The 20563-nt window shown below is 63.6% G+C and carries 17 protein-coding genes; 5 read left to right on the forward strand and 12 right to left on the reverse strand.

Going from position 1 to position 20563, the window contains the following annotated elements:
- Positions 1-5: 5 nt before the first annotated feature.
- Positions 6-1415 (reverse strand): glucuronate isomerase, encoded by a 1410-nt coding sequence (uxaC, locus tag NKJ94_RS03245; RefSeq protein ID WP_352522944.1) that lies wholly within the window; start codon positions 1413-1415, stop codon positions 6-8.
- 175 nt (positions 1416-1590) lie between these two features.
- Between uxaC and NKJ94_RS03250 the strand changes: the two genes are divergently transcribed.
- Both NKJ94_RS03250 and uxuA read left to right on the forward strand, forming a co-directional pair.
- Positions 1591-3063, forward strand: a complete 1473-nt coding sequence (locus NKJ94_RS03250) for a mannitol dehydrogenase family protein (protein ID WP_352522945.1) — start codon at positions 1591-1593, stop codon at positions 3061-3063.
- On the forward strand, positions 3060-4238 hold the full coding sequence (gene uxuA, locus NKJ94_RS03255) for a mannonate dehydratase (protein ID WP_352522946.1): 1179 nt from the start codon (positions 3060-3062) through the stop codon (positions 4236-4238). The genes NKJ94_RS03250 and uxuA overlap by 4 nt, the downstream gene beginning before the upstream one ends.
- A 2-nt stretch (positions 4239-4240) precedes the next feature.
- Here uxuA and lepB read toward each other — a convergent pair whose 3' ends face one another.
- The 8 genes from lepB to NKJ94_RS03295 form a co-directional block, all read right to left on the reverse strand.
- Positions 4241-5218 carry a signal peptidase I gene (lepB, locus tag NKJ94_RS03260; protein ID WP_502900635.1) on the reverse strand — a complete coding sequence of 326 codons (978 nt, stop codon included), beginning with the start codon at positions 5216-5218 and terminating at the stop codon, positions 4241-4243.
- Between the two features lie 98 nt (positions 5219-5316).
- The gene (locus tag NKJ94_RS03265; protein ID WP_352522947.1) at positions 5317-5724 is read right to left on the reverse strand and encodes a F0F1 ATP synthase subunit epsilon; all 408 of its coding nucleotides are present in this window, start codon (positions 5722-5724) and stop codon (positions 5317-5319) included.
- A gap of 111 nt (positions 5725-5835) precedes the next feature.
- Positions 5836-7404 carry a F0F1 ATP synthase subunit beta gene (atpD, locus tag NKJ94_RS03270; protein WP_352522948.1) on the reverse strand — a complete coding sequence of 523 codons (1569 nt, stop codon included), beginning with the start codon at positions 7402-7404 and terminating at the stop codon, positions 5836-5838.
- Between the two features lie 67 nt (positions 7405-7471).
- Complete coding sequence (locus tag NKJ94_RS03275; RefSeq protein ID WP_352522949.1) at positions 7472-8356, reverse strand: F0F1 ATP synthase subunit gamma; 885 nt, start codon at positions 8354-8356, stop codon at positions 7472-7474.
- A 33-nt stretch (positions 8357-8389) separates the two neighbouring features.
- A complete protein-coding gene (gene atpA / locus NKJ94_RS03280) occupies positions 8390-9919 on the reverse strand; it encodes a F0F1 ATP synthase subunit alpha (protein WP_352522950.1) in 1530 nt (509 codons plus the stop codon).
- Entirely contained in the window at positions 9919-10479 is a 561-nt protein-coding gene (locus NKJ94_RS03285; protein ID WP_352522951.1) for a F0F1 ATP synthase subunit delta, read from the reverse strand. The genes atpA and NKJ94_RS03285 overlap by 1 nt, the downstream gene beginning before the upstream one ends.
- Positions 10480-10725: 246 nt before the next feature.
- Complete coding sequence (locus tag NKJ94_RS03290) at positions 10726-11124, reverse strand: AGROH133_08824 family phage infection protein (RefSeq protein ID WP_352522952.1); 399 nt, start codon at positions 11122-11124, stop codon at positions 10726-10728.
- 107 nt (positions 11125-11231) lie between these two features.
- A complete protein-coding gene (locus NKJ94_RS03295) occupies positions 11232-13415 on the reverse strand; it encodes a primosomal protein N' (RefSeq protein ID WP_352522953.1) in 2184 nt (727 codons plus the stop codon).
- 90 nt (positions 13416-13505) lie between these two features.
- On the opposite strand from NKJ94_RS03295, the gene fsa reads away from it, so the two are divergent.
- Positions 13506-14159, forward strand: a complete 654-nt coding sequence (fsa, locus tag NKJ94_RS03300; protein WP_352522954.1) for a fructose-6-phosphate aldolase — start codon at positions 13506-13508, stop codon at positions 14157-14159.
- 101 nt (positions 14160-14260) lie between these two features.
- Here fsa and NKJ94_RS03305 read toward each other — a convergent pair whose 3' ends face one another.
- Positions 14261-14842 (reverse strand): LPS assembly lipoprotein LptE, encoded by a 582-nt coding sequence (locus NKJ94_RS03305; RefSeq protein WP_352522955.1) that lies wholly within the window; start codon positions 14840-14842, stop codon positions 14261-14263.
- On the reverse strand, positions 14829-17453 hold the full coding sequence (gene leuS, locus NKJ94_RS03310) for a leucine--tRNA ligase (protein ID WP_352522956.1): 2625 nt from the start codon (positions 17451-17453) through the stop codon (positions 14829-14831). Before leuS ends, NKJ94_RS03305 begins: the two co-directional genes overlap by 14 nt.
- 146 nt (positions 17454-17599) lie before the next feature.
- On the opposite strand from leuS, the gene NKJ94_RS03315 reads away from it, so the two are divergent.
- Positions 17600-18262: a YggS family pyridoxal phosphate-dependent enzyme gene (locus NKJ94_RS03315; RefSeq protein ID WP_352522957.1), complete on the forward strand. Its 663-nt coding sequence runs from the start codon at positions 17600-17602 to the stop codon at positions 18260-18262.
- Between the two features lie 258 nt (positions 18263-18520).
- Positions 18521-19570 carry an aldo/keto reductase gene (locus NKJ94_RS03325; protein WP_352522958.1) on the forward strand — a complete coding sequence of 350 codons (1050 nt, stop codon included), beginning with the start codon at positions 18521-18523 and terminating at the stop codon, positions 19568-19570.
- 68 nt (positions 19571-19638) lie between these two features.
- On the opposite strand, the gene NKJ94_RS03330 is transcribed toward NKJ94_RS03325, so the two are convergent.
- Positions 19639-20547: a LysR family transcriptional regulator gene (locus tag NKJ94_RS03330; RefSeq protein ID WP_352522959.1), complete on the reverse strand. Its 909-nt coding sequence runs from the start codon at positions 20545-20547 to the stop codon at positions 19639-19641.
- Positions 20548-20563 lie beyond the last annotated feature (16 nt).

A 20563-nucleotide genomic window follows, 5' to 3' on the forward strand; every position in this document is an offset into this window, starting at 1 on the left:
CGCCGTTAGAGCCGGTACGCTTTTTTCGCGAGCGTATAGGCAAGTTCCTGCGCCAGCTCGTGCGCCTCGTCCTCGCCGAGCCGATGCTCGGCGACGAGACGCGCCAGAAAAGCGCAATCGACCCGGCGCGCCACATCATGGCGGGCCGGTATGGATGGAAAAGCGCGGGTGTCGTCGTTGAAACCGACGGTGTTGTAGAAACCGGCCGTTTCGGTGGTCATCTCACGGAACCGGCGCATGCCTTCGGGGCTGTCGTGGAACCACCAGGCCGGCCCGAGCTTCAATGCCGGGTAGACGCCGGCGAGCGGCGCCAGCTCGCGCGCACAGCTGGTCTCGTCGAGCGTGAAGAGGATGATGGTGAGGTCGCGCTCCAGCCCGACGCAGTCGAGCAGCGGCTTCAGCGCCGTCACATAGTCGGTTCGGGTCGGAATATCGAAGCCTTTGTCCCTGCCGAACTTCTGAAAGATAGCCGGCGAATGATTGCGCCAGGAGCCGGGATGGATCTGCAGGACCAGCCCGTCGTCGCGGCTCATCTTGGCCATCTCGGTCAGCATCTGGGCGCGAAACAGCTTTCGCTCGCGCTCGTCGTCCGAGCCCCGCCGAATGTGGTTGAACAGCTCCTCGGCGGCGGCATCCGAGAGATTGGCGGTGTCGGCCGTTGGATGGCCGTGATCGGACGAAGTCGCGCCAAAACTCTTAAAGAGGGCCCGCCGTTGGCGATGCGCATCGAGATAGCCGGTCCAATTGCCGGTGTCGCAGCCGGTGATATCGCCAAGGCGGTCGAGATTGGCCGAAAAGCCTTCGAAATCGGGATCGACGACCGCATCCGGCCGGTAGGCTGTGACGACGCGGCCCTGCCAGCCGCTGTCGCGGATGGTCCGGTGCCATTGGAGATCATCGAGCGCGCCCTCCGTCGTCGCGATGACCTCGATGTTGAAGCGCTCGAACAGAGCCCGGGGACGGTAGTCTTCACGCTGCAGCAGCGTCGCGATGGTGTCGTAGTGGCGGTCGGCTGTCTTGGCATTCAGCGGCTCGTCGATGCCGAACAGATGGGCGAGCACATGGTCGAACCACAGCCGGGTCGGCGTGCCGCGGAACAGATAATAATGCTCGGCGAAGCGCCGCCAGATCGCCCTGCCGTCGGTCTCGACCGGCAAGCCGTCAAGCGTCGGCACGCCAATCTCCTCAAGCCGAACGCCCTGGCTGAACAGCATGCGGAAAATGTAGTGGTCCGGCACGATCAGCAATTGCGCTGGGTCGGGAAACGCCTCGTTCAGCGCGTACCAGCGCGGATCGGTGTGGCCGTGCGGGCTGACGATCGGCAGGTCCTTGACCGCGGCATAGAGATCGCGAGCCAGCGAAAGCGGGCGCGCCTCGGCGGCAAATAGCAAATCCGGATCCGTCAATGCCGCCACGTAAATCCCCCCAATCCGGACATCGGTAGGGTCGGGAAGAAATAATGTCAACATACAAAAATTGGGTTGTTGTATGATGACTTTTCGACGCCCATTGCCCATTGTGCGGGACGGCAACGGGTGTTACCTCGCCTGCCAACAGTGACCAAACAATCTCGATAAGACACGCCGCGCAATGACCAATAGACGCCTTTCCAACAGCACGCTGAAGGCACTGCCGGCTTCGGTCGCGGTTCCCCGCTACGACCGCGGCGGCATCGCGCCGGGCATCGTCCATCTCGGCGTCGGCGCATTCCATCGCGCTCATCAGGCTGCCTATGTCGACGACTGCCTGGCGGCAGGAGAGGCGGATTGGGGTATTGTCGGCGTCTCCTTGCGCAGTCCAGACACGCGCGACGCGCTGGCGCCACAAGATGGGCTCTACACGCTTGCGATCAGGGGCAGCGGCAGTGAAGAGCTGCGCGTCGTCGGCTCGATCCGGTCGCTGCTGGTGGCGCCGGAAGATCCGGCTGCGGTACTCGCCGTTCTAACCGATCCGCGCACGCGCATCGTCACGCTGACGATCACCGAAAAGGCCTATTTGAGAGCCGCCGGCGGCGGTCTGGACAGCACACATCCCGACATCGTCCACGATCTGGCTAACCCGCAAATGCCCCGGACGGCGCATGGTTTCCTGGCCGAAGCGCTCTCGCGCCGCCGTGCCGCCGGCATCCAGCCTTTCACCGTGCTCTGCTGCGACAACCTTCCGGCCAACGGCGCCACGCTGCACCGCCTGCTGGTCGAATTCGCCGCACTGCGCGATCCCGGCCTCGCCGGCCACATCGCCGACGGCGTCGCCTTTCCGTCGAGCATGGTTGATCGCATCGTGCCGGCAACCACCGACGTCGACCGGGCGCGTATCGCCGTCGAGCTCGGCGTCGAGGATGCCTGGCCGGTGATGACCGAGCCGTTCTGCCAATGGGTGGTCGAGGACGATTTCCCGGCGGGCAGGCCGGCATGGGAAAAGTTCGGCGTCACCATGGTAGGCGATGTCGGGCCGTTCGAAGACATGAAGCTGCGGCTGCTCAACGGCTCGCATTCGGCAATCGCCTATCTCGGCTTGCTCAGCGGCTATGAAACGGTCGACCGCGCCTTCGCCGATCCGGCGATCAGGCAATTCGTCGACGGACTGTGGGCCGAGGCCATCCCGACGCTGCCGCAGGACGCCGGGCTCGATACGGCCGGCTACACCGCCCAGCTCGCGGAACGCTACTCGAACACGGCGCTGGCCCATCGGACGGCACAGATCGCCAATGACGGCAGCCAGAAGCTGCCGCAGCGCATCGTCGCCTCGGCCGTCGAGCGGCTGAGCGCTGGTGACCCGCCCGCGCATCTGATGCTGGTGGTGGCCGCCTGGATCGCCGCTTGCGAGGCGCGCGGCAAAACCCTGCCGGAAGCCCATTTCACCGACCCGCTCGATACTCGACTCACTGCGCTCGGCAGCCGGGTGGAAACTGTGGCGGCGGTGTTCGATCTGGCTGGCTTCGCCAAGGACCATTCACAGCGCATGACACTGATCGACCTGACGGCAGCCCATCTCGAACGCCTGCGGCGGGGCGGGCCTGCCGCTGCTTTCGCGGCACTTGGCATAGGGAGTGAGAAGCCATGAGACAGACCTGGCGCTGGTTCGGCCCCGACGATCCGGTGACGCTTGCCCATGTTCGTCAGGCCGGTGCCGTCGGCATCGTCAGCGCGCTGCACCACCTCAACGACGGGCGCGCCTGGCCGGCGGGCGAGATCGCCAGGCGTAAGGCCGAGATCGAGGCAGCAGGCCTGACCTGGGACGTGGTCGAGAGCATCGTCGTCCATGAGGACATCAAGACCCGCAGCGGCGACTGGCGCGCCCTGATCGACAATTATAAGGCCTCGATCCGCGCCGTCGCCGCCGCCGGCATCAACACCGTCTGCTATAATTTCATGGCGATCACCGACTGGACGCGCACCGACCTCGATTATCCGATGCCGCATGGCGGCACGGCGCTGCGCTTCGATGTCGTCGAACTCTGCGCCTATGACGTCTTCATCCTCGAGCGAAAAGGGGCCGAGGCCGATCACCCGCCGGCCCGTATCGAAGCCGCGCGTGCTCGGCTGCAAGGCATGAGCGAAAGCGACAAGGCAAGGCTGGAGCGCAACCTGATCGGCTGGGTGCCGGCGCGCGAATTCATCTTCGATCGGGCAAGTTTCCGCCGCGCGCTCGACCTCTACAAGGACGTCTCCACCGAAGGACTGCGTGAAAACCTGTTTGCCTTCCTGCGCGAGATCGTGCCGGTGGCCGAAGAGGCCGGCGTCAGGATGGCGATCCATCCGGACGATCCGCCCTTTTCGCTGTTCGGCCTGCCGCGCATCGTTTCCAAGGCAGCCGATGCCCGCGCGCTGCTTGACGCCGTCGCTTCACCGGCTAACGGACTGACGCTGTGCACCGGCTCCTATGGCGCGGGCGCCCAGAACGATCTGCCGGCAATGGCCAAGGCTTTCGCCGAAAACATCCATTTCGCCCATCTGCGTAACGTCACCAAGGAGCCCGACGGCTCCTTCCATGAAGCCGAGCACCTCGACGGCGACACCGACATGGTGGCGGTCGTGTCGGCGCTGATTGGCGAAGAACGGCGACGCAAGGCGGCAGGCAGGGCGGACTGGCAGATCCCGATGCGTCCCGACCATGGCCATGCCATCGTCGACGACATCGGCAAGAAGGTGAACCCCGGCTATTCCTGCATCGGCCGGCTGAAGGGCCTCGCCGAACTGCGCGGCGTCATGCGCGCGGTGGAGGCGCTGACCGTGTAAGGCTATTTGCTCGCCTGGCCGTTCGGCGTCTGTCGAGACGAATAATCGGTACTTTTGGAATTCCAGAATAGCCGCACAGCCTTGCCGACCAGATTTTCATAGGGAACAAACCCGACACTGAACCGGCTGTCGGAGGCATTGTCGCGATTGTCACCAAGCACGAAGTAGTGGCCTTCGGGCACCTCAAACACGCGCGTATTGTCGCCGATCGAGTTGTCGGTGAGGTTGAGAACGGAATGGGTGACACCCCCCGGCAAGGTTTCGCTTTGGAGTTTGGCTCTCGAGAATTCGTCGGACGAAAAAGTACCGATATTGTCGAGTCCCACCGCGACATCGTTGATGTGAAGCACCCCGTCGATGATCTGGATCTTTTCGTCCGGAAGGCCGACGATCCGCTGGATGTAGTCCACGCTCGGATCGGGCGGGAACTTGAATACAGCCACATCTCCCCTTTTGGGTTCCGCGCCGAATAAACGTCCATCAACGGGAAGCAGGTTGAACGGCACGCTGTAGCGGCTGTAGCCGTATGCCATTTTGGAGACGAAGAGATAGTCGCCTTCCTGCAACGTCGGCACCATGCTGCTGGAGGGAATCGAAAAAGGCTGGAACAGGAACGCGCGTATTGCGAATGCAGCCGGATACGAGGTCAGAAAGACGAGCACCAGCACCGAAAGCCCATGCGCGTACCATCTGTCCGGCTTGAACCGGTGCGCGAAGGGAACAACGATCGCTGCCCACAGGGCCATCAAACCGATCCCTGAAAAATTGGCCCACCAAGCAGGATCGACGCCAGGCAATACCGGAAAGCCGATGTAAATAAGCGCGAAAACGACGGCGCTGATCACCACCACGCTGGCGACCGCCAGTTTGCCACTGCCGATCCACAGAAAGCCGCCGAACGGACCGCCAAAGGCTGACACCAGGGCCGTCGACCACAGGGATCGCGAGGCTGTTTCTCGTCGCGCTGTTTCTTCCGTCACGGCCACCCCTCAATGCCAATGCGCAGGCAGCCGGACTGTCCATCAAATAAAAAAGCGAGGCAAGCCTCGCTTTCTCAAAAGCCGAACTGATCTTCGCTTCAAGCCGGCAGGATGGCACCTTCCAGCGTCGTGAGCTGGTTAAGGAACTGCTCGGCCTTGCTGCGGGTCTGATCGTCCCTGGCGTCGGCGGCGTCTTCCCTCGCCTCCTGGATGCGGCGGGCAAGATCGGCGCGGTCGATATCGCCGACCGCTACAGCCGATTCTGCGAGCAGCGTACAGCCGGCCGGAACGATGTCGGCAAAGCCGCCGAACACCACATAGCGCTCTTCCTTGCCGGAAGCGGTCTTCAGCGTGACGACGCCGGGCTTGATCGTGGTCATGACCGGTGCGTGATGCGCCATCACGGTCATCTCGCCTTCGACACCCGGAATGACGACGGACTCGACCTGCTCGGAAACCAGCAGGCGCTCCGGCGAGACCAGTTCAAATTTGAAAGCTTCAGGCATGATCAATTTAGCGAATGGTGAATGGTGAATGGTGAGAAAGAATGCCCTTCACTCAGCCCCGATTTCCTGTCCGCTACTCCCTATTCACAATTCACTATTGACCATTCACCATCAAGCCGCTTCAGCCGCCAGGCGCTGTGCCTTCTCGACCGCTTCTTCGATGCCGCCGACCATGTAGAAGGCGGCCTCCGGCAGGTGGTCGTAGTCGCCGTTGCAGAGGCCCTTGAAGCCCTTGATGGTGTCGGCGAGGTCGACCAGCTTGCCCGGCGCGCCGGTGAACACTTCGGCGACGAAGAAGGGCTGCGACAGGAAGCGCTCGATCTTGCGGGCGCGGGCCACCGTCTGCTTGTCCTCTTCCGACAGCTCGTCCATGCCCAGGATGGCGATAATGTCCTGCAGCGATTTGTAGCGCTGGAGGATCGACTGCACCTGGCGCGCGACCTGGTAGTGCTCCTCGCCGACAACCATCGGGTCGAGCATGCGCGAGGTCGAATCGAGGGGATCGACCGCCGGATAGATGCCCTTTTCCGAGATCGCGCGGTTGAGCACGGTCGTCGCGTCGAGGTGGGCGAACGAAGTCGCCGGCGCCGGGTCGGTCAGATCGTCGGCAGGCACGTAGATCGCCTGCACCGAAGTAATCGAGCCCTTGGTCGTCGTCGTGATGCGCTCCTGCAGAGCGCCCATGTCGGTGGCCAGCGTCGGCTGATAGCCGACGGCCGACGGAATACGGCCGAGCAGAGCCGACACTTCAGAGCCCGCCTGCGTGAAGCGGAAGATGTTGTCGACGAAGAACAGCACGTCCTGGCCCTGGTCGCGGAAATATTCGGCAACCGTCAGGCCGGTCAGGCCGACGCGGGCGCGCGCGCCCGGCGGCTCGTTCATCTGCCCATAGACGAGTGCGGCCTTGGAGCCTTCGCCGCCGCCCTTCTTGTTGACGCCGGACTCGATGAACTCGTGATAGAGGTCGTTGCCTTCGCGGGTGCGCTCGCCGACGCCGGCGAACACCGAGAAGCCGCCATGTGCCTTGGCGACGTTGTTGATCAGTTCCTGGATCAGCACCGTCTTGCCGACGCCGGCGCCGCCGAACAGGCCGATCTTGCCGCCGCGGGCATAGGGCGCAAGCAGGTCGAGAACCTTGATGCCGGTGACCAGGATCTGTGCTTCCGTCGACTGCTCGACATAGGTTGGAGCCGGCTGGTGGATCGAGCGCATCTCGATGCCGTCGACCGGACCTGCCTCATCGACCGGTTCGCCGATGACGTTGATGATGCGGCCGAGCATGCCGGGGCCGACCGGCACGGTGATCGGCGCGCCGGTGTCATAGACGTCCTGGCCGCGAACCAGACCTTCGGTCGAGTCCATGGCGATGCAGCGCACGGTGTTCTCACCGAGATGCTGGGCCACTTCGAGCACCAGGCGATTGCCGACATTGATCGTCTCAATCGCGTTCAGAATCGCCGGCAGATGTTCGCCGAACTGCACGTCGACAACAGCGCCGATGACCTGGCGAACCTTGCCCGCCAAGCCAGTCCTCTTGATGGTAACGGCCGGCGTATTCGCCGCGGCAGCCTTGGCGGGTGCCGCCACTTTCTTGGCCGGAGCGGCCTTTGCTGCTGCCGGAGCCTTCGCTGGTGCCGCGGTCTTCGGAGCCGCCTTCTGGGGGGTCGCTGCTTTCGCCATCGTCTTTACCCTTTTCGTCTCTTTGTTTCTCACACGCTCGCGGTCGATGACCGTCTTGGGAGCGTGCCTAGAGCGCCTCGGCGCCCGAAATGATTTCGATCAATTCCTTGGTGATCTGCGCCTGCCGCTGGCGGTTGTAGGTGATCGACAATTTGTTGATCATGTCGCCGGCGTTGCGCGTCGCATTGTCCATGGCGCTCATCTTGGCGCCCATCTCGCCGGCCGCATTTTCAAGCAGCGCGCGAAAAACCTGCACGGAAATGTTGCGCGGGATGAGGTCGGAGAGGATTTCGCCCGGCTCCGGCTCATATTCGTAGACGGCGCTACCGCCATCCGTCGCTTCAGCGGCAGCCGAAGGCACGCCCGCCGGAATGATCTGCTGCGTCGTCGGGATCTGGCTGATCACCGACTTGAACTGCGAATAGAACAGCGTGCAGATATCGAAACCGCCCTCGTTGAACAGGTGGATGACCTTTCTGGCGATGGCATCGGCATTGACGAAGCCCAGCGTCTTGACCTCGCGCAGATCGACACGATCGAGGATCAGCGCCCCGTAGTCGCGGCGCAGGATGTCAAATCCCTTCTTGCCGACGCAGATGATCTTGACCTGCTTGCCGTCGGCCAGAAGCTTGCGGATATGCTCCCGGGCAAGACGAGCGATCTGCGAATTGAAACCGCCGCACAGGCCACGTTCGGCCGTGCAGACGACAAGCAGATGCACGTCGTCCTTGCCGGTGCCGGTCATCAGCGTCGGGGCATCGCCGCCGCCGCCGATCGCCTGAGTGATATTGGCCAGCACCGCGCCCATCCGCTCGGAATAGGGACGCGCCGCTTCCGCTGCTTCCTGCGCGCGACGCAGCTTCGCCGCGGCGACCATCTGCATCGCCTTGGTGATCTTCTGCGTCGCCTTGACCGAGGCGATACGGTTACGAAGGTCTTTTAATGAAGGCATGCTTCAAACCTGATCCCGTCCGTCCGGCTTCGTTCAAGCAAAGGTCTTAGCGAAGGCATCGATCTCCGCCTTCAGCCTGGCGCGCAGATCGTCCGACAGCGCCTTCTCCTTGCGGATGCCGTCGAGCACATCCTTGCCGGCCGAGCGCATATGCGACAACAGGCCATGCTCGAACTTGCCGACCTGATTGACCGCCAGTTTGTCGAGGTAACCGTTGACGCCGGCGAAGATCACCGCGACCTGTTCCTCGACCTTCAGCGGCGAGAATTGCGGCTGCTTCAACAGCTCGGTCAGGCGCGCGCCGCGGTTGAGCAGGCGCTGCGTGGCGGCGTCGAGATCGGAGCCGAACTGGGCGAAAGCAGCCATTTCGCGATACTGCGCCAACTCGCCCTTGATCGAGCCGGCGACCTGCTTCATCGCCTTGATCTGCGCCGAAGAGCCGACACGCGACACCGAAAGACCGACATTGACCGCCGGGCGGACGCCCTGGAAGAACAGATTGGTTTCCAGGAAGATCTGGCCGTCGGTGATCGAGATGACGTTGGTGGGGATGTAAGCCGACACGTCGTTGGCCTGCGTTTCGATGATCGGCAGCGCCGTCAGCGAGCCGCCGCCATTGTCGTCGTTGAGCTTGGCGGCGCGCTCGAGCAGGCGCGAGTGCAGGTAGAAGACGTCGCCAGGATAGGCCTCGCGGCCCGGGGGACGGCGCAGCAGCAGCGACATCTGGCGATAGGCGACGGCCTGCTTCGACAGATCGTCGTAGCTGATCAGCGCGTGCATGCCGTTGTCGCGGAAATATTCGCCCATGGTGCATGCGGTGAACGGCGCCAGGAACTGCATTGGCGCCGGATCGGACGCGGTGGCGGCGACGATGATCGAATAGTCGAGCGCGCCGCGCTCTTCCAGCACCTTGACGAACTGCGCGACGGTCGAGCGCTTCTGGCCGACGGCGACGTAGACGCAGTACAGCTTTTCCTTCTCCGGGCCGTTGTCGTGCACCGATTTCTGGTTGAGCATGGTGTCGAGGATGATCGCGGTCTTGCCGGTCTGGCGGTCGCCGATGACCAGCTCGCGCTGGCCGCGACCGACCGGGATGAGCGCATCGATGGCCTTGAGGCCGGTCGACATCGGCTCGTTCACCGATTTGCGTGGGATAATGCCGGGCGCCTTGACGTCGACGCGCTTGCGTTCGGTCGCCTGGATCGGGCCCTTGCCGTCGATCGGGTTGCCGAGCGCGTCTACGACGCGACCGAGCAGGCCCATGCCGACAGGCGCGTCGACGATGGCGCCGGTGCGCTTGACGGTATCGCCTTCCTTGATGTCGCGGTCGGCGCCGAAGATGACGACGCCGACATTGTCGGCTTCGAGGTTGAGCGCCATGCCGCGGATGCCGCCGGGGAACTCGACCATCTCGCCGGCCTGGACATTGTCGAGGCCGTAGACGCGGGCGATGCCGTCACCGACGGACAGCACCTGGCCGACTTCGGAGACCTCGGCCTCCTTGCCGAAATTCTTGATCTGGTCTTTCAGAATTGCGGAAATTTCCGCGGCGCGGATGTCCATCAGCCGACCTCTTTCAGTGCAAGCTTGAGCGAATTGAGTTTGGTTTTGAGCGACGTATCTATCTGGCGCGAGCCGATTTTGACCACCAGTCCGCCGAGCAACGACGGGTCGACGGTGACCGTGATCGCCACATCCTTGCCGGCGACGCTTTTCAGCGCCGCTTTCAGCTCGGTTTCCTGGGCAGGCGTCAGCGCATGCGCCGAGGTAACCTCGGCGGCGGTCTCGCCGCGGTGTTCGGCGGCAATCTGGCGGAACGCCTTGATCATGCCGGGCACGGCGAACAGCCGGCGGTTCTGGGCAACGACGCGCAGGAAGTTGCCGGTGAGGCCGGTGATCCCTGCTCTGTCGGCGATCGCGGCGATCGCCTTGGCCTGGTCCTCGCTGGAGAAGACCGGGCTCCTGATCAGCCGCGAAAGGTCAGCGCTGCCTTCGAGCATCGCTTCGAAACTGTTGAGGTCGGCCTCGACGCTGGCGACCGAATTGGCCTGCAGCGCGAGTTCGAACAGCGAACCCGCATAGCGTTCTGCGACACCTGAGATTGGCGATGACGATTGGGCCACGGACCGTCTTTTCTCTTGTCTGACAGGCCGCAGATTGTTGGCGCGAGCGAAAACTCTGGCTAAATCTTTGACCTTACTGCATTTTTCCAAGCACGGAGGCGCGGCTTCCGCTATCCCCGGTCGAAAGTCGATTGCCGTCTAGCACAGGCATTTTCAGACCGCAATGCGTCGTCCGGCATGGTTTTCAGGCACTATTGTCGCATCCGGTGGCCGAGTTCAGCAACCAACCCCGGATTGGTCCCTGATTCAGGGCAAAAAGTCGAAGGCGAAGGCAAGCGGCAGCGCCGCCAGCACCAGCTCGACGACGATGGAAGCCCAGTTGAACGGCGTGTTGGCGCCGTCCGACATCATCGACAGCAGCCTGCCGAAGGCGGTGAACAGCCAGGAGAAGCCGAGTGCCATATAGAGGAAAGGCTGGGGTGTAAGCAGGATGCAGCACAGACTGACGCCGAGATAGAAGCCCGACATCCTGCCGCGACCTTCGGCGATCGCCGCCGCCTTCTCGGGCTTGACCTGCAGCCGCAGGATGCGGAAGGCCAACCCTGGCGCCAGGAACAGCAGCAGGCCGAACAGCAAGGTCATCACGGCGCTCGACCATGCCAGCCACTCGCCCTGGCTCATCGGCCACGGAAACGCAAATTCCATGTTGTCCCTCGTAAATGCATATTCAAAATTTCGGGCATTCTAACGAAGCAAGAGACATACGCCAGATGGGCATCGGCAATTTACGGAAGCCTGTCCTCTGAGCCCCTTCACAAAAAGCTCTGCGGGTCGATGTCGACCTGGACGCGCACCGAGCCCCGTATCTTCGGTCCTTCGGCCAGCATGGTGCGGATGAATCCTTGCATGTCGGCGCGCCGCTCGCCCTGGATCAGCAGGCGAAAGCGGTGGCGGCCGCCGATCAGCGACAGCGGCGCCTCGGCCGGGCCGAGCACGAACAGGTCGGAAGACTGCGGCGCGGCACGGCGCAGGCCGCGCGCATGACCCTCGGCTTCGGCGCGCGCCGCCGCGCTGACGATGACGCCGGCCAGCCGGCCGAAGGGCGGCAGCCCCGCCCGCTCGCGCTCGGCGATCTCGCGTTCGTAAAAGGCCTCGGCATCGCCGGAGACGATCGCCCGCATCACAGGGTGGTCGGGCTGGAAGGTCTGCAGCAAGCCCAGGCTCCTCTTGCCGGTACGGCCGGCGCGGCCGGTCACTTGGCTGAGCAGTTGGAAGGTGCGCTCGGCGGCACGCGGGTCGCCATTGGCAAGGCCGAGATCAGCATCGACCACACCGACCAGGGTCATGTTGGGGAAATTATGGCCCTTGGCGACGAGTTGCGTGCCGATGACGATGTCGGCCTCGCCATTGGCGATGGCTTCAAGCTCGAGCCGCAGCCGCCGCACGCCGCCCATCAGGTCCGACGACAAGACGATGGTGCGGGCATCGGGGAAATGCGCGACGACCTCCTCGGCGATGCGCTCGACACCCGGCCCGCAGGCGACCAGATGGTCGAGCGTGCCGCATTCCGGGCAGGCCTCGGGACGGCGCTCATTGTGCCCGCAATGGTGGCAGACGAGCTGGCCGCGAAAGCGATGCTCGACCAGCCAGGCCGAGCAAACCGGACAGCCAAAGCGGTGGCCGCAGACCCGGCAGAGCGTCAGCGGCGCATAGCCGCGCCGGTTGAGAAACAGCAGCGACTGTTCATGTTTCTCCAATGTCTGCCGCATTTGTCCAAGCAACACCGGCGACAGGAAACCGCCGCGTGCCGGCGGCGCGCGACGCATGTCGATCGTCTTGAGATCGGGAAGTGCTGCCTCAGCGAAGCGCGCCGAAAGCACCGCCCTGCTGTAGCGGCCCTGGCTGGCATTGACCCGGCTTTCGACTGACGGTGTCGCCGAGGCGAGCACGACCGGAAAGCCGCCGATATGGCCGCGCACCACGGCCATGTCGCGCGCGTTGTAGAAGACGCGATCCTCCTGCTTGTAGGCGGGGTCGTGCTCTTCGTCGACGACGATCAGTCCAAGCTCTCTGAACGGCAGGAACAGCGCCGAGCGCGCGCCGGCGACGACCCGCACGCCGCCTTCCGCCACTTGGCGCCAGACCCGTTCGCGCATCCTTGGCGGCAGGTCCGAGTGCCATTCCGCCGGCTTGGCGCCGAACCGCTCCTGAAAGCGTTCGAGGAAGGCGTGGGTCAGCGCAATTTCCGGCAGCAGGATCAACACCTGCGTGCCACGATCGAGCGCGGCCGCGACCGCCTCGAAATAGACCTCCGTCTTGCCGGATCCGGTTACACCGTCGAGCAGGGTGACACCGAATATGCCGGCCGCGACATTGGCGCGCAGCATCTCGGCGGCATCGCTCTGGTCAGGCATCAGTGTCGGCATGGCGTAGCCGGGATCGGGTGCTGCGACCACCGGCCGCGGCGGGATCATCACCGTCTCGAATACGCCCTGCGCCCTCAGCCCGTCCACCACCGACGACGATACGCCTGCCGCATGCGCCAGGCCGGACCGCGTCCAGGCGAGCCCGCCTTCGGCTGTCTCCAGCACGCGCATCCTCGGCTCCGTCATTCGGTCGGGCTTGGCGAAGGTGCGCTGCAGCCCTTCGATCCACGGTTCCGGATCGAACGCCTCCGGCGCCCTGAGCAGCATGCGCGCCACCATGCCGGGCGGCGACAGCGTGTACTGCGCCACCCAATCGACAAAACGCCGCATCGCGTGGTCGATCGGCGGGCAGTCGAAAACCTGCTCGATCGGCCGCAATTTCTTCGCGTCGACCTTTTCGACGGCGCCGTCCCAGACGATGCCAGCGACTTGGCGGGGCCCAAGCGGAACGCGCACGATCGAACCCGGCACGACGCGCATGCCAGCCGGCACGGCATAGGTGTAGGGGCGCTCGGCGGGCATCGGCACCAGGACCGGTGCGGCCGCGACAAAGGGCGAATCTTCGATCATGAGGCGTGACCTTGCCCCGACTTTGGTCTAGATCAAAGTCCGACCCCAAATGTGCATGACATGCACATGAAAAATCTTCAGGAGACCGCCATGAAATTTTTTGTCGACACCGCCGATGTCAAGGAAATCCGTGAGCTGAACGATTTGGGGCTGCTCGACGGCGTAACCACCAATCCGTCGCTGATCCTGAAATCCGGCGGCAAGATCGCCGACGTCACAAGAGAGATCTGCGAGATCGTCAAGGGCCCGGTCTCGGCCGAAGTCATCGCCACCGAATACAAGGACATGATGGCGGAGGCCAAGATCCTGGCCAGGATCGCCGACAATGTCTGCATCAAGGTGCCGCTGACGCTCGACGGCCTGAGAGCCTGCAAGGACATTCGGTCGGACGGCCGCATGGTCAACGTCACGCTGTGCTTTTCGGCCACCCAGGCGTTGCTCGCCGCCAAGGCCGGCGCCTCCTTCATCTCGCCCTTCGTCGGCCGCATCGACGACAGCGGCTGGGACGGCATGGAGCTGATTGCCGATATCCGCACCATCTACGACAATTATGATTTCCAGACCGAGATCCTGACCGCTTCGGTGCGCACGGTGAACCATGTCAAGCAGGCGGCATTGATCGGCGCCGACGTCATCACCGCGCCGCCGGCGACGCTCAAGGCGCTGGTCAAACACCCGCTGACCGACAAGGGCCTGGAGCAGTTCCTCGCCGACTGGGCAAAGACCGGCCAGACGATCGGCTGAAGCGAATATCCTACGTCGAAAAAAAGGCCGAGCAATCGGCCTTTTTTGCAGATAGCGCACTCCGCCACAGACAGGGCGCTTCAATCCCAGGCTGGAAAGACCTAGCTTGCCGCCGGCTTGCCGTGCTTTATCAGATCCTGGGCGATCGACAGCCGCAGGATATCCGCCAGCTCGCGCGCCGCGCGGTTCTCGGCGTCGATCTGGGCCCGGTACGACGCGAATTCCTGGCGGGGCCTGTCGTATGAGGACGGGATCGAGCGCTTTCCCCTGGCTATGACCGTGCCCGTCTTTGCATCGCTCAGCACATAATTCGCGGTCAGCGTCACGGTGCCGGCGGTCGGCTCGTCCTCGTCGGTCGTGACCTGCTCAATGGCCGCCGATTCGACGAGTTCGGAGACACCGAGATCGAGCGAATAGACCGGCGAAGCCGGCTCGCCGGCGCCCTGGCCGAGCGCGAAGATCAGATTGTTGCGGACCTGCTGGGCATAGCGGGTCTTGACCGGCTTGACCGAGATCGATGCCAGTTCGGCGGCAGCGCCGACTTGCGAACCGGCAACCAGCGGCGCGCTCGAATAGAGCGGACGCACCGTACAGGCGGAAACCAGCGCCACCGAGGCGAGCAGCCCGCAAAGCACGACACGGCGCAGCGTCAGCTCCGCCTTTTTCGGATCAGGCAACGACATTGACGATCCTCTGCGGCACGATGATCACCTTGCGCGGCGCCTTACCTTCGAGCGCTTTCTGCACGAAGTCGAGGGCCAGAACCGCTTTTTCGACCGCACCTTGGTCCGCGTCGCGGGCAATTGTCAAATCGCCGCGCTTCTTGCCGTTGACCTGGACCGGCAGCACGATCTCGGCGTCGACGACAAGCGCCGGATCGTAGACCGGCCAGGGCCGTTCGGCGACAAGATCAGTGCCTCCGAGCGTCTGCCAGCACTCTTCGGCCAGATGCGGCATGACCGGCGCGATCAGGTGCACCAGGATCTCGACGGCCTCACGGCAGGCAGCCTTGAGCGCCGGATCAGCTTTGCCTTCTGCCGCCTCGTTGAGCGGCACGGTCAACGCATTGGCAAGTTCGTAGATGCGGGCGATGGCACGGTTGAAGGCGAGCTTTTCGATATCCTCGCCGACTGATTTCAGGATCTTGTGCGCGGCCTTGGACATTGTCCCTGCCTCGCCGTCCTTCGCCGCTGCCGGCTGGATCCCGGCGAGCGATTCGGCAGCCGTCGACACCAGCCGCCAGATACGCTGGATAAAGCGGTGCGCGCCGGCGGCACCCTCGTCGGTCCATTCGACATCGCGCTCGGGCGGCGAGTCCGACAGCATGAACCAGCGCGCCGTGTCGGCGCCGTAGCCGTCGGTGATCTCTTCCGGGCTCACCGTATTCTTCTTCGACTTCGACATTTTTTCGAGCGGGCCGATCGTCACCCCCTCGCCGGTGGCGATTTCGAAGGCGCGGCGTTTGCCGTCGGCGTCCTCCAGCCTGACCTCGCTCGGCGCAAGCCAACGGCCGTTCGAGGCGCCGCCGACCCGGTAGGTCTCATGCACCACCATACCTTGAGTGAACAGGCCCTTGAACGGCTCGGCCAGATCGACATGGCCGGTCTCGCGCATGGCGCGGGTGAAGAAGCGCGAATAGAGCAGGTGCAGGATCGCGTGCTCAATGCCGCCAATATACTGGTCGACCGGCAGCCATTCAGTCGCGGCCTTGGGGTCGGTCGGATCGTTGGCCCAGGGTGCGGTGAAGCGCGCGAAATACCACGACGAATCGACGAAAGTATCCATCGTGTCGGTCTCGCGCCGTGCGTCCTTGCCGCAGCGCGGGCATTTGACGTGCCGCCATGTCGGATGACGGTCGAGCGGATTGCCCGGCCGGTCGAACTCGATGTCATCAGGCAGCCTGACCGGCAGGTCGGCCTTCGGCACCGGCACCACGCCGCAATCCTCGCAATGGATCATCGGGATCGGGCAGCCCCAATAGCGCTGGCGCGAAATGCCCCAGTCGCGCAGGCGGAAGTTCACCTTGCGCTCGGCCATCGGCCGGTTGCCGATGGTCTTTTGTTCCAGCAGCTTCGCCACCTCGTCGAATGCCTGATCCGGCTTCATGCCGTCGAGGAAGCGCGAATTGATCATTGCGCCGCCATCGACATAAGCCTCATCGATGACCTGGAAACTTCCTTGATTCTCGCCTTCCGGCATCACCACCGGAATGACCGGCAGGCCGTATCTGTTGGCGAAGTCGAGGTCGCGCTGGTCGTGTGCCGGGCAGCCGAAGATCGCGCCGGTGCCGTAGTCCATCAGCACGAAATTGGCGACGTAGACGGGCAGCGTCCACTTCTCGTCGAACGGATGGACGACGCGAATGCCGGTATCGAAGCCCTTCTTCTCGGCCGTCTCCAGGGCCGCCACCGAGGTGCCCATATGGCGGACCTCGTCGATGAACTTTGCCAGCGCCGGATTGTCTTCGGCGGCCTTTTTGGCCAGCGGATGGTCGGCGGCAATCGCCATGAAGGAGGCGCCGAAGATGGTGTCGGGCCTTGTCGTATAGACTTCGAGCTCATGCTCGCCGGCTGCTGGCTTGGCCAGCGGCCAGCGGATCAGCAGACCTTCCGAACGGCCGATCCAGTTCGCCTGCATCAGCTTCACTTTTTCCGGCCACTCGTCGAGCTGATCGAGCGAATCCAGCAGGTCCTGCGCATAGTCGGTGATCTTGAAGAACCACTGCGTCAGCTCTCGCTGTTCCACCAGCGCGCCCGAGCGCCAACCGCGGCCGTCGATGACCTGCTCGTTGGCAAGCACCGTCATGTCCTCCGGATCCCAGTTGACCTTGGAGGATTTGCGCGTCACCAGCCCCTTCTCGACGAAATCGAGGAACAGCATCTGCTGGCGGTGGTAGTAGTCGACGTCGCAGGTAGCGAACTCGCGTGCCCAATCGAGCGACAGGCCCATGACCTTGAGCTGCTCGCGCATGGCGGCGATGTTCTGATAGGTCCAGTCCTTGGGATGGACCTTGTTCTGCATCGCCGCGTTCTCGGCCGGCATGCCGAAGGCGTCCCAGCCCATCGGGTGGAGCACGTTGAAACCCTTGGCCCGCTTGTAGCGCGCCACCACGTCGCCCATCGTGTAGTTGCGGGTATGGCCGATATGGATGCGCCCCGACGGATAAGGGAACATCTCCAGCACGTAGTATTTCAGGCGCGGGTCGCCGTTGTCGGCCTCGAACAGCTTCTTGGCGTCCCAGGCCTTCTGCCATTTGGGCTCTGACGCGCGCGGATTATATCGTTCGGTTGCCATCGGATGTTTTTCACTTAAAAGCATGCGCGAACTGCCGGACAATGCCCCGGGCGGCTCAGGAAATGTCGTCGCGGTGTTCACCATGGATTGCCGGACCCGTCAACTGCGGCGATCCGGCGAAAACGAAACACAGGCAGGATATAGGCATGGCGAGCGCCGTCGAACAGTTCTTCACGGTCAAGGCGAGAATAGCTGCCGCCGAGCGCGAGGCCGGACGCGACGCCGGAGCGGTGAGGCTGGTCGCCGTCTCGAAAACCTTCGATGCGGCCGATATCCGCCCGGTCATCGAGGCCGGCCAGCGTGTCTTCGGCGAAAACCGCGTGCAGGAAGCACAAGGAAAATGGCCAGCGCTGAGGGAAGCCTTCCCCGAGATCGAACTGCATCTGATCGGTCCGTTGCAATCGAATAAGGCAAAGGAAGCAGTGGCACTGTTCGATGTCATCGAGACGGTCGATCGCGAGAAGATCGCCGCAGAACTGGCCAAGGAAATTGCCAGGCAGGGCCGGTCACCAAGGCTCTATGTCCAGGTCAACACCGGCTCGGAGCCGCAAAAGGCCGGCATCGAACCGCGCGAGGCCGTCGCCTTCGTCGCTCGCTGCCGCACGGTTCATGGCCTCGCCATCGAAGGCCTCATGTGCATTCCCCCGGCCGACGAGAATCCCGGTCCGCATTTCGCGCTGTTGGAAAAGCTTAGGCTTGAGACCGGCGTCGAAAAGCTCTCGATGGGCATGTCCGGCGACTACGAAACGGCGATCGCGTTCGGCGCGACCAGCGTTAGGGTTGGGTCGGCGATTTTCGGCAGCCGCTAGCAGACATTTCGTTTAGCGACTGTTTGGCGTCCAGCCTTGATGCCCGCCGTGACAGCACTCGTCCACGACTTCATCCTGGTTACGCGCAACGTCGCCGATTTCGACGATATCGGGGTGACGGTTCTCAATCCTTGGGACTTCTGACCTCCACTACTGCGGAGGTTGGCTCAGAACCGCTAGGTCGCTATACCAGCGACTGGAAACGAAACGTATCGTTCCTATATGGGTTGGGTCATTACCAATCCCTCTGGAGCCACCATGCGCTACAATCAACTTGGAAACACGGGGATGTTTATCTCCGAACTTTGCCTCGGCACGATGACCTTTGGCGCCGCGGGCGAAAATGCCCAATGGGGCCTGATCGCCAGCCTCGACCAGAAGGGTGTCGACGAGATCGTCGCCCGCTCGCTCGCCGCCGGCGTCAATTTCTTCGACACGGCGGATGTCTATTCCTTCGGCACATCGGAACGGCTTCTCGGCCAGTCGCTCAGGAATCTTGACGTCAGCCGGCAGGACGTGATCATCGCCACTAAGGTCCACGGCGCCACGGGCAATGGCCCGAACCAGCGCGGTTCTTCGCGCGGCCACATCATGGATTCGGTCGAAGGCAGCCTCGAACGTCTGCAATTGGACCACATCGATCTCTACCAACTGCACGGCACCGACACCGTCACGCCGATCGACGAGACGCTGCGGGCGCTCGACGATCTGGTCACCGCCGGCAAGGTCCGCTATGTCGGCGTCTCGAACTGGCAGGCTTGGCGCATCGCCAAGGCACTGGGCATTGCCGATCGCAAGGACTTTGCCCGTTTCGAGACCGTCCAGTCCTACTATTCGATCGCCGGCCGCGACCTGGAGCGCGAGATCGTGCCGTTGCTCAACGAAGAAAAGCTTGGTCTGATGGTCTGGTCGCCGATGGCGGGCGGCCTGCTCTCGGGCAAATACGGCCCCGGCGCCCCCGGCAATGGCGAGGGCCGCCGCGCCAGCTTCAATTTCCCGCCGGTCAACGAAGACCGCGCCTGGGCAGCGGTCGCCGTCATGCGCGAGATCGCCGCCAAGCACGGCGTCAGCGTCGCCACGGTGGCGCTCGGCTATGTCTTGGCCAAGCCGTTCGTGATGAGCGTCATCATCGGCGCCAGCCGCATGGAACAGCTCGAACAGAACCTTGCCGCCACCGAGTTGAGGCTCGATACCGACGATCTTGCCAGGCTTGACGAAGTGAGTGCCTTGCCTGCCGAGTACCCCGGCTGGATGCTCGAACGTCAGGCAGCCGGCCGGCGTCCGGCGCCGTTTACGCCGAAGAAGTAGCGCCCTCTCGCCCTGATTTTCGGGAACCAAATTCGGGAACCAAGTAGGCTCCCAATTGCTTTTCCGCTTCAGTCCAGCCGCACGGTCTCGGCCAGGAAATCCAAAAAGGCCCGCACCCGCGCCGGCAAATGCTTACCTTGGCCGACATAGACCGCATGGGTGAGTTCCTCGTCGCCGGGGTTGAACTCTTCCAGCAGCGGCAGCAGCCGCCCGGCGGCAATGTCGGCCTCCACGTGCCAGTGCGCGAGCCGGGCGATGCCCGCCCCTGAGAGCGCCATCAGCCGCATCGCTTCGCCGTCGCTGACCAGCGTGTTTCCGATGATCGGTATGGTGGTTGCCTTGCCGGCCGCGTCGACGAAAGGCCAGCCGTCGACGTGGCGCACGAAGCAGAAGCCCATCTGGTTGTGACGATCGAGATCCACCGGCGTCTTGGGTGTGCCATGCGCTTCGAGATACGATGGCGCCGCAACGACGACCACCCGGCTTTGCCCGAGCTTGCGCGCCACCAGCCGTGATTCGCCGAGCGGCCCGGCGCGGATGGCGACATCGGCGCGCTCCTCCATCAGGTCGATAACACTGTCGGTCAACACCAGATCGACCGAGATTTCGGGGTAGCGTTGTAGAAAACGCGGCAACAGCGGGATCAGCCGGTGCTGCCCGAAAGGCACGTAACTGTTGACGCGCAGCCGTCCACGCGGCGCGGCGCCCGCTGCTGCCTCGCGCTCGGCTGCCGCCATGTCCGCGAGGATGCGCACGCCGCTGTCGAAGAAGGCCGCCCCCTCCGGCGTCAGTTGCAGCTTGCGGGTCGAACGGCTGACCAGCCGCGCCCCAAGCCGTGTCTCCAGCCGCGCGATCAGCTTGCTCACCGCCGACGGCGTCATGCGCAGCGCACGTGCCGCGGCCGAAAAGCTGCCCGCCTCGACGACGCGGACGAACACTTCGATCTCGCCGGAGCGGTTGATGTCGGGCCTGGCCATTGGTGAATCTATTTCA

The sequence above is a fragment of the Mesorhizobium sp. M0060 genome (assembly GCF_040323155.1).
In the GTDB taxonomy this organism is placed as follows: domain Bacteria; phylum Pseudomonadota; class Alphaproteobacteria; order Rhizobiales; family Rhizobiaceae; genus Mesorhizobium.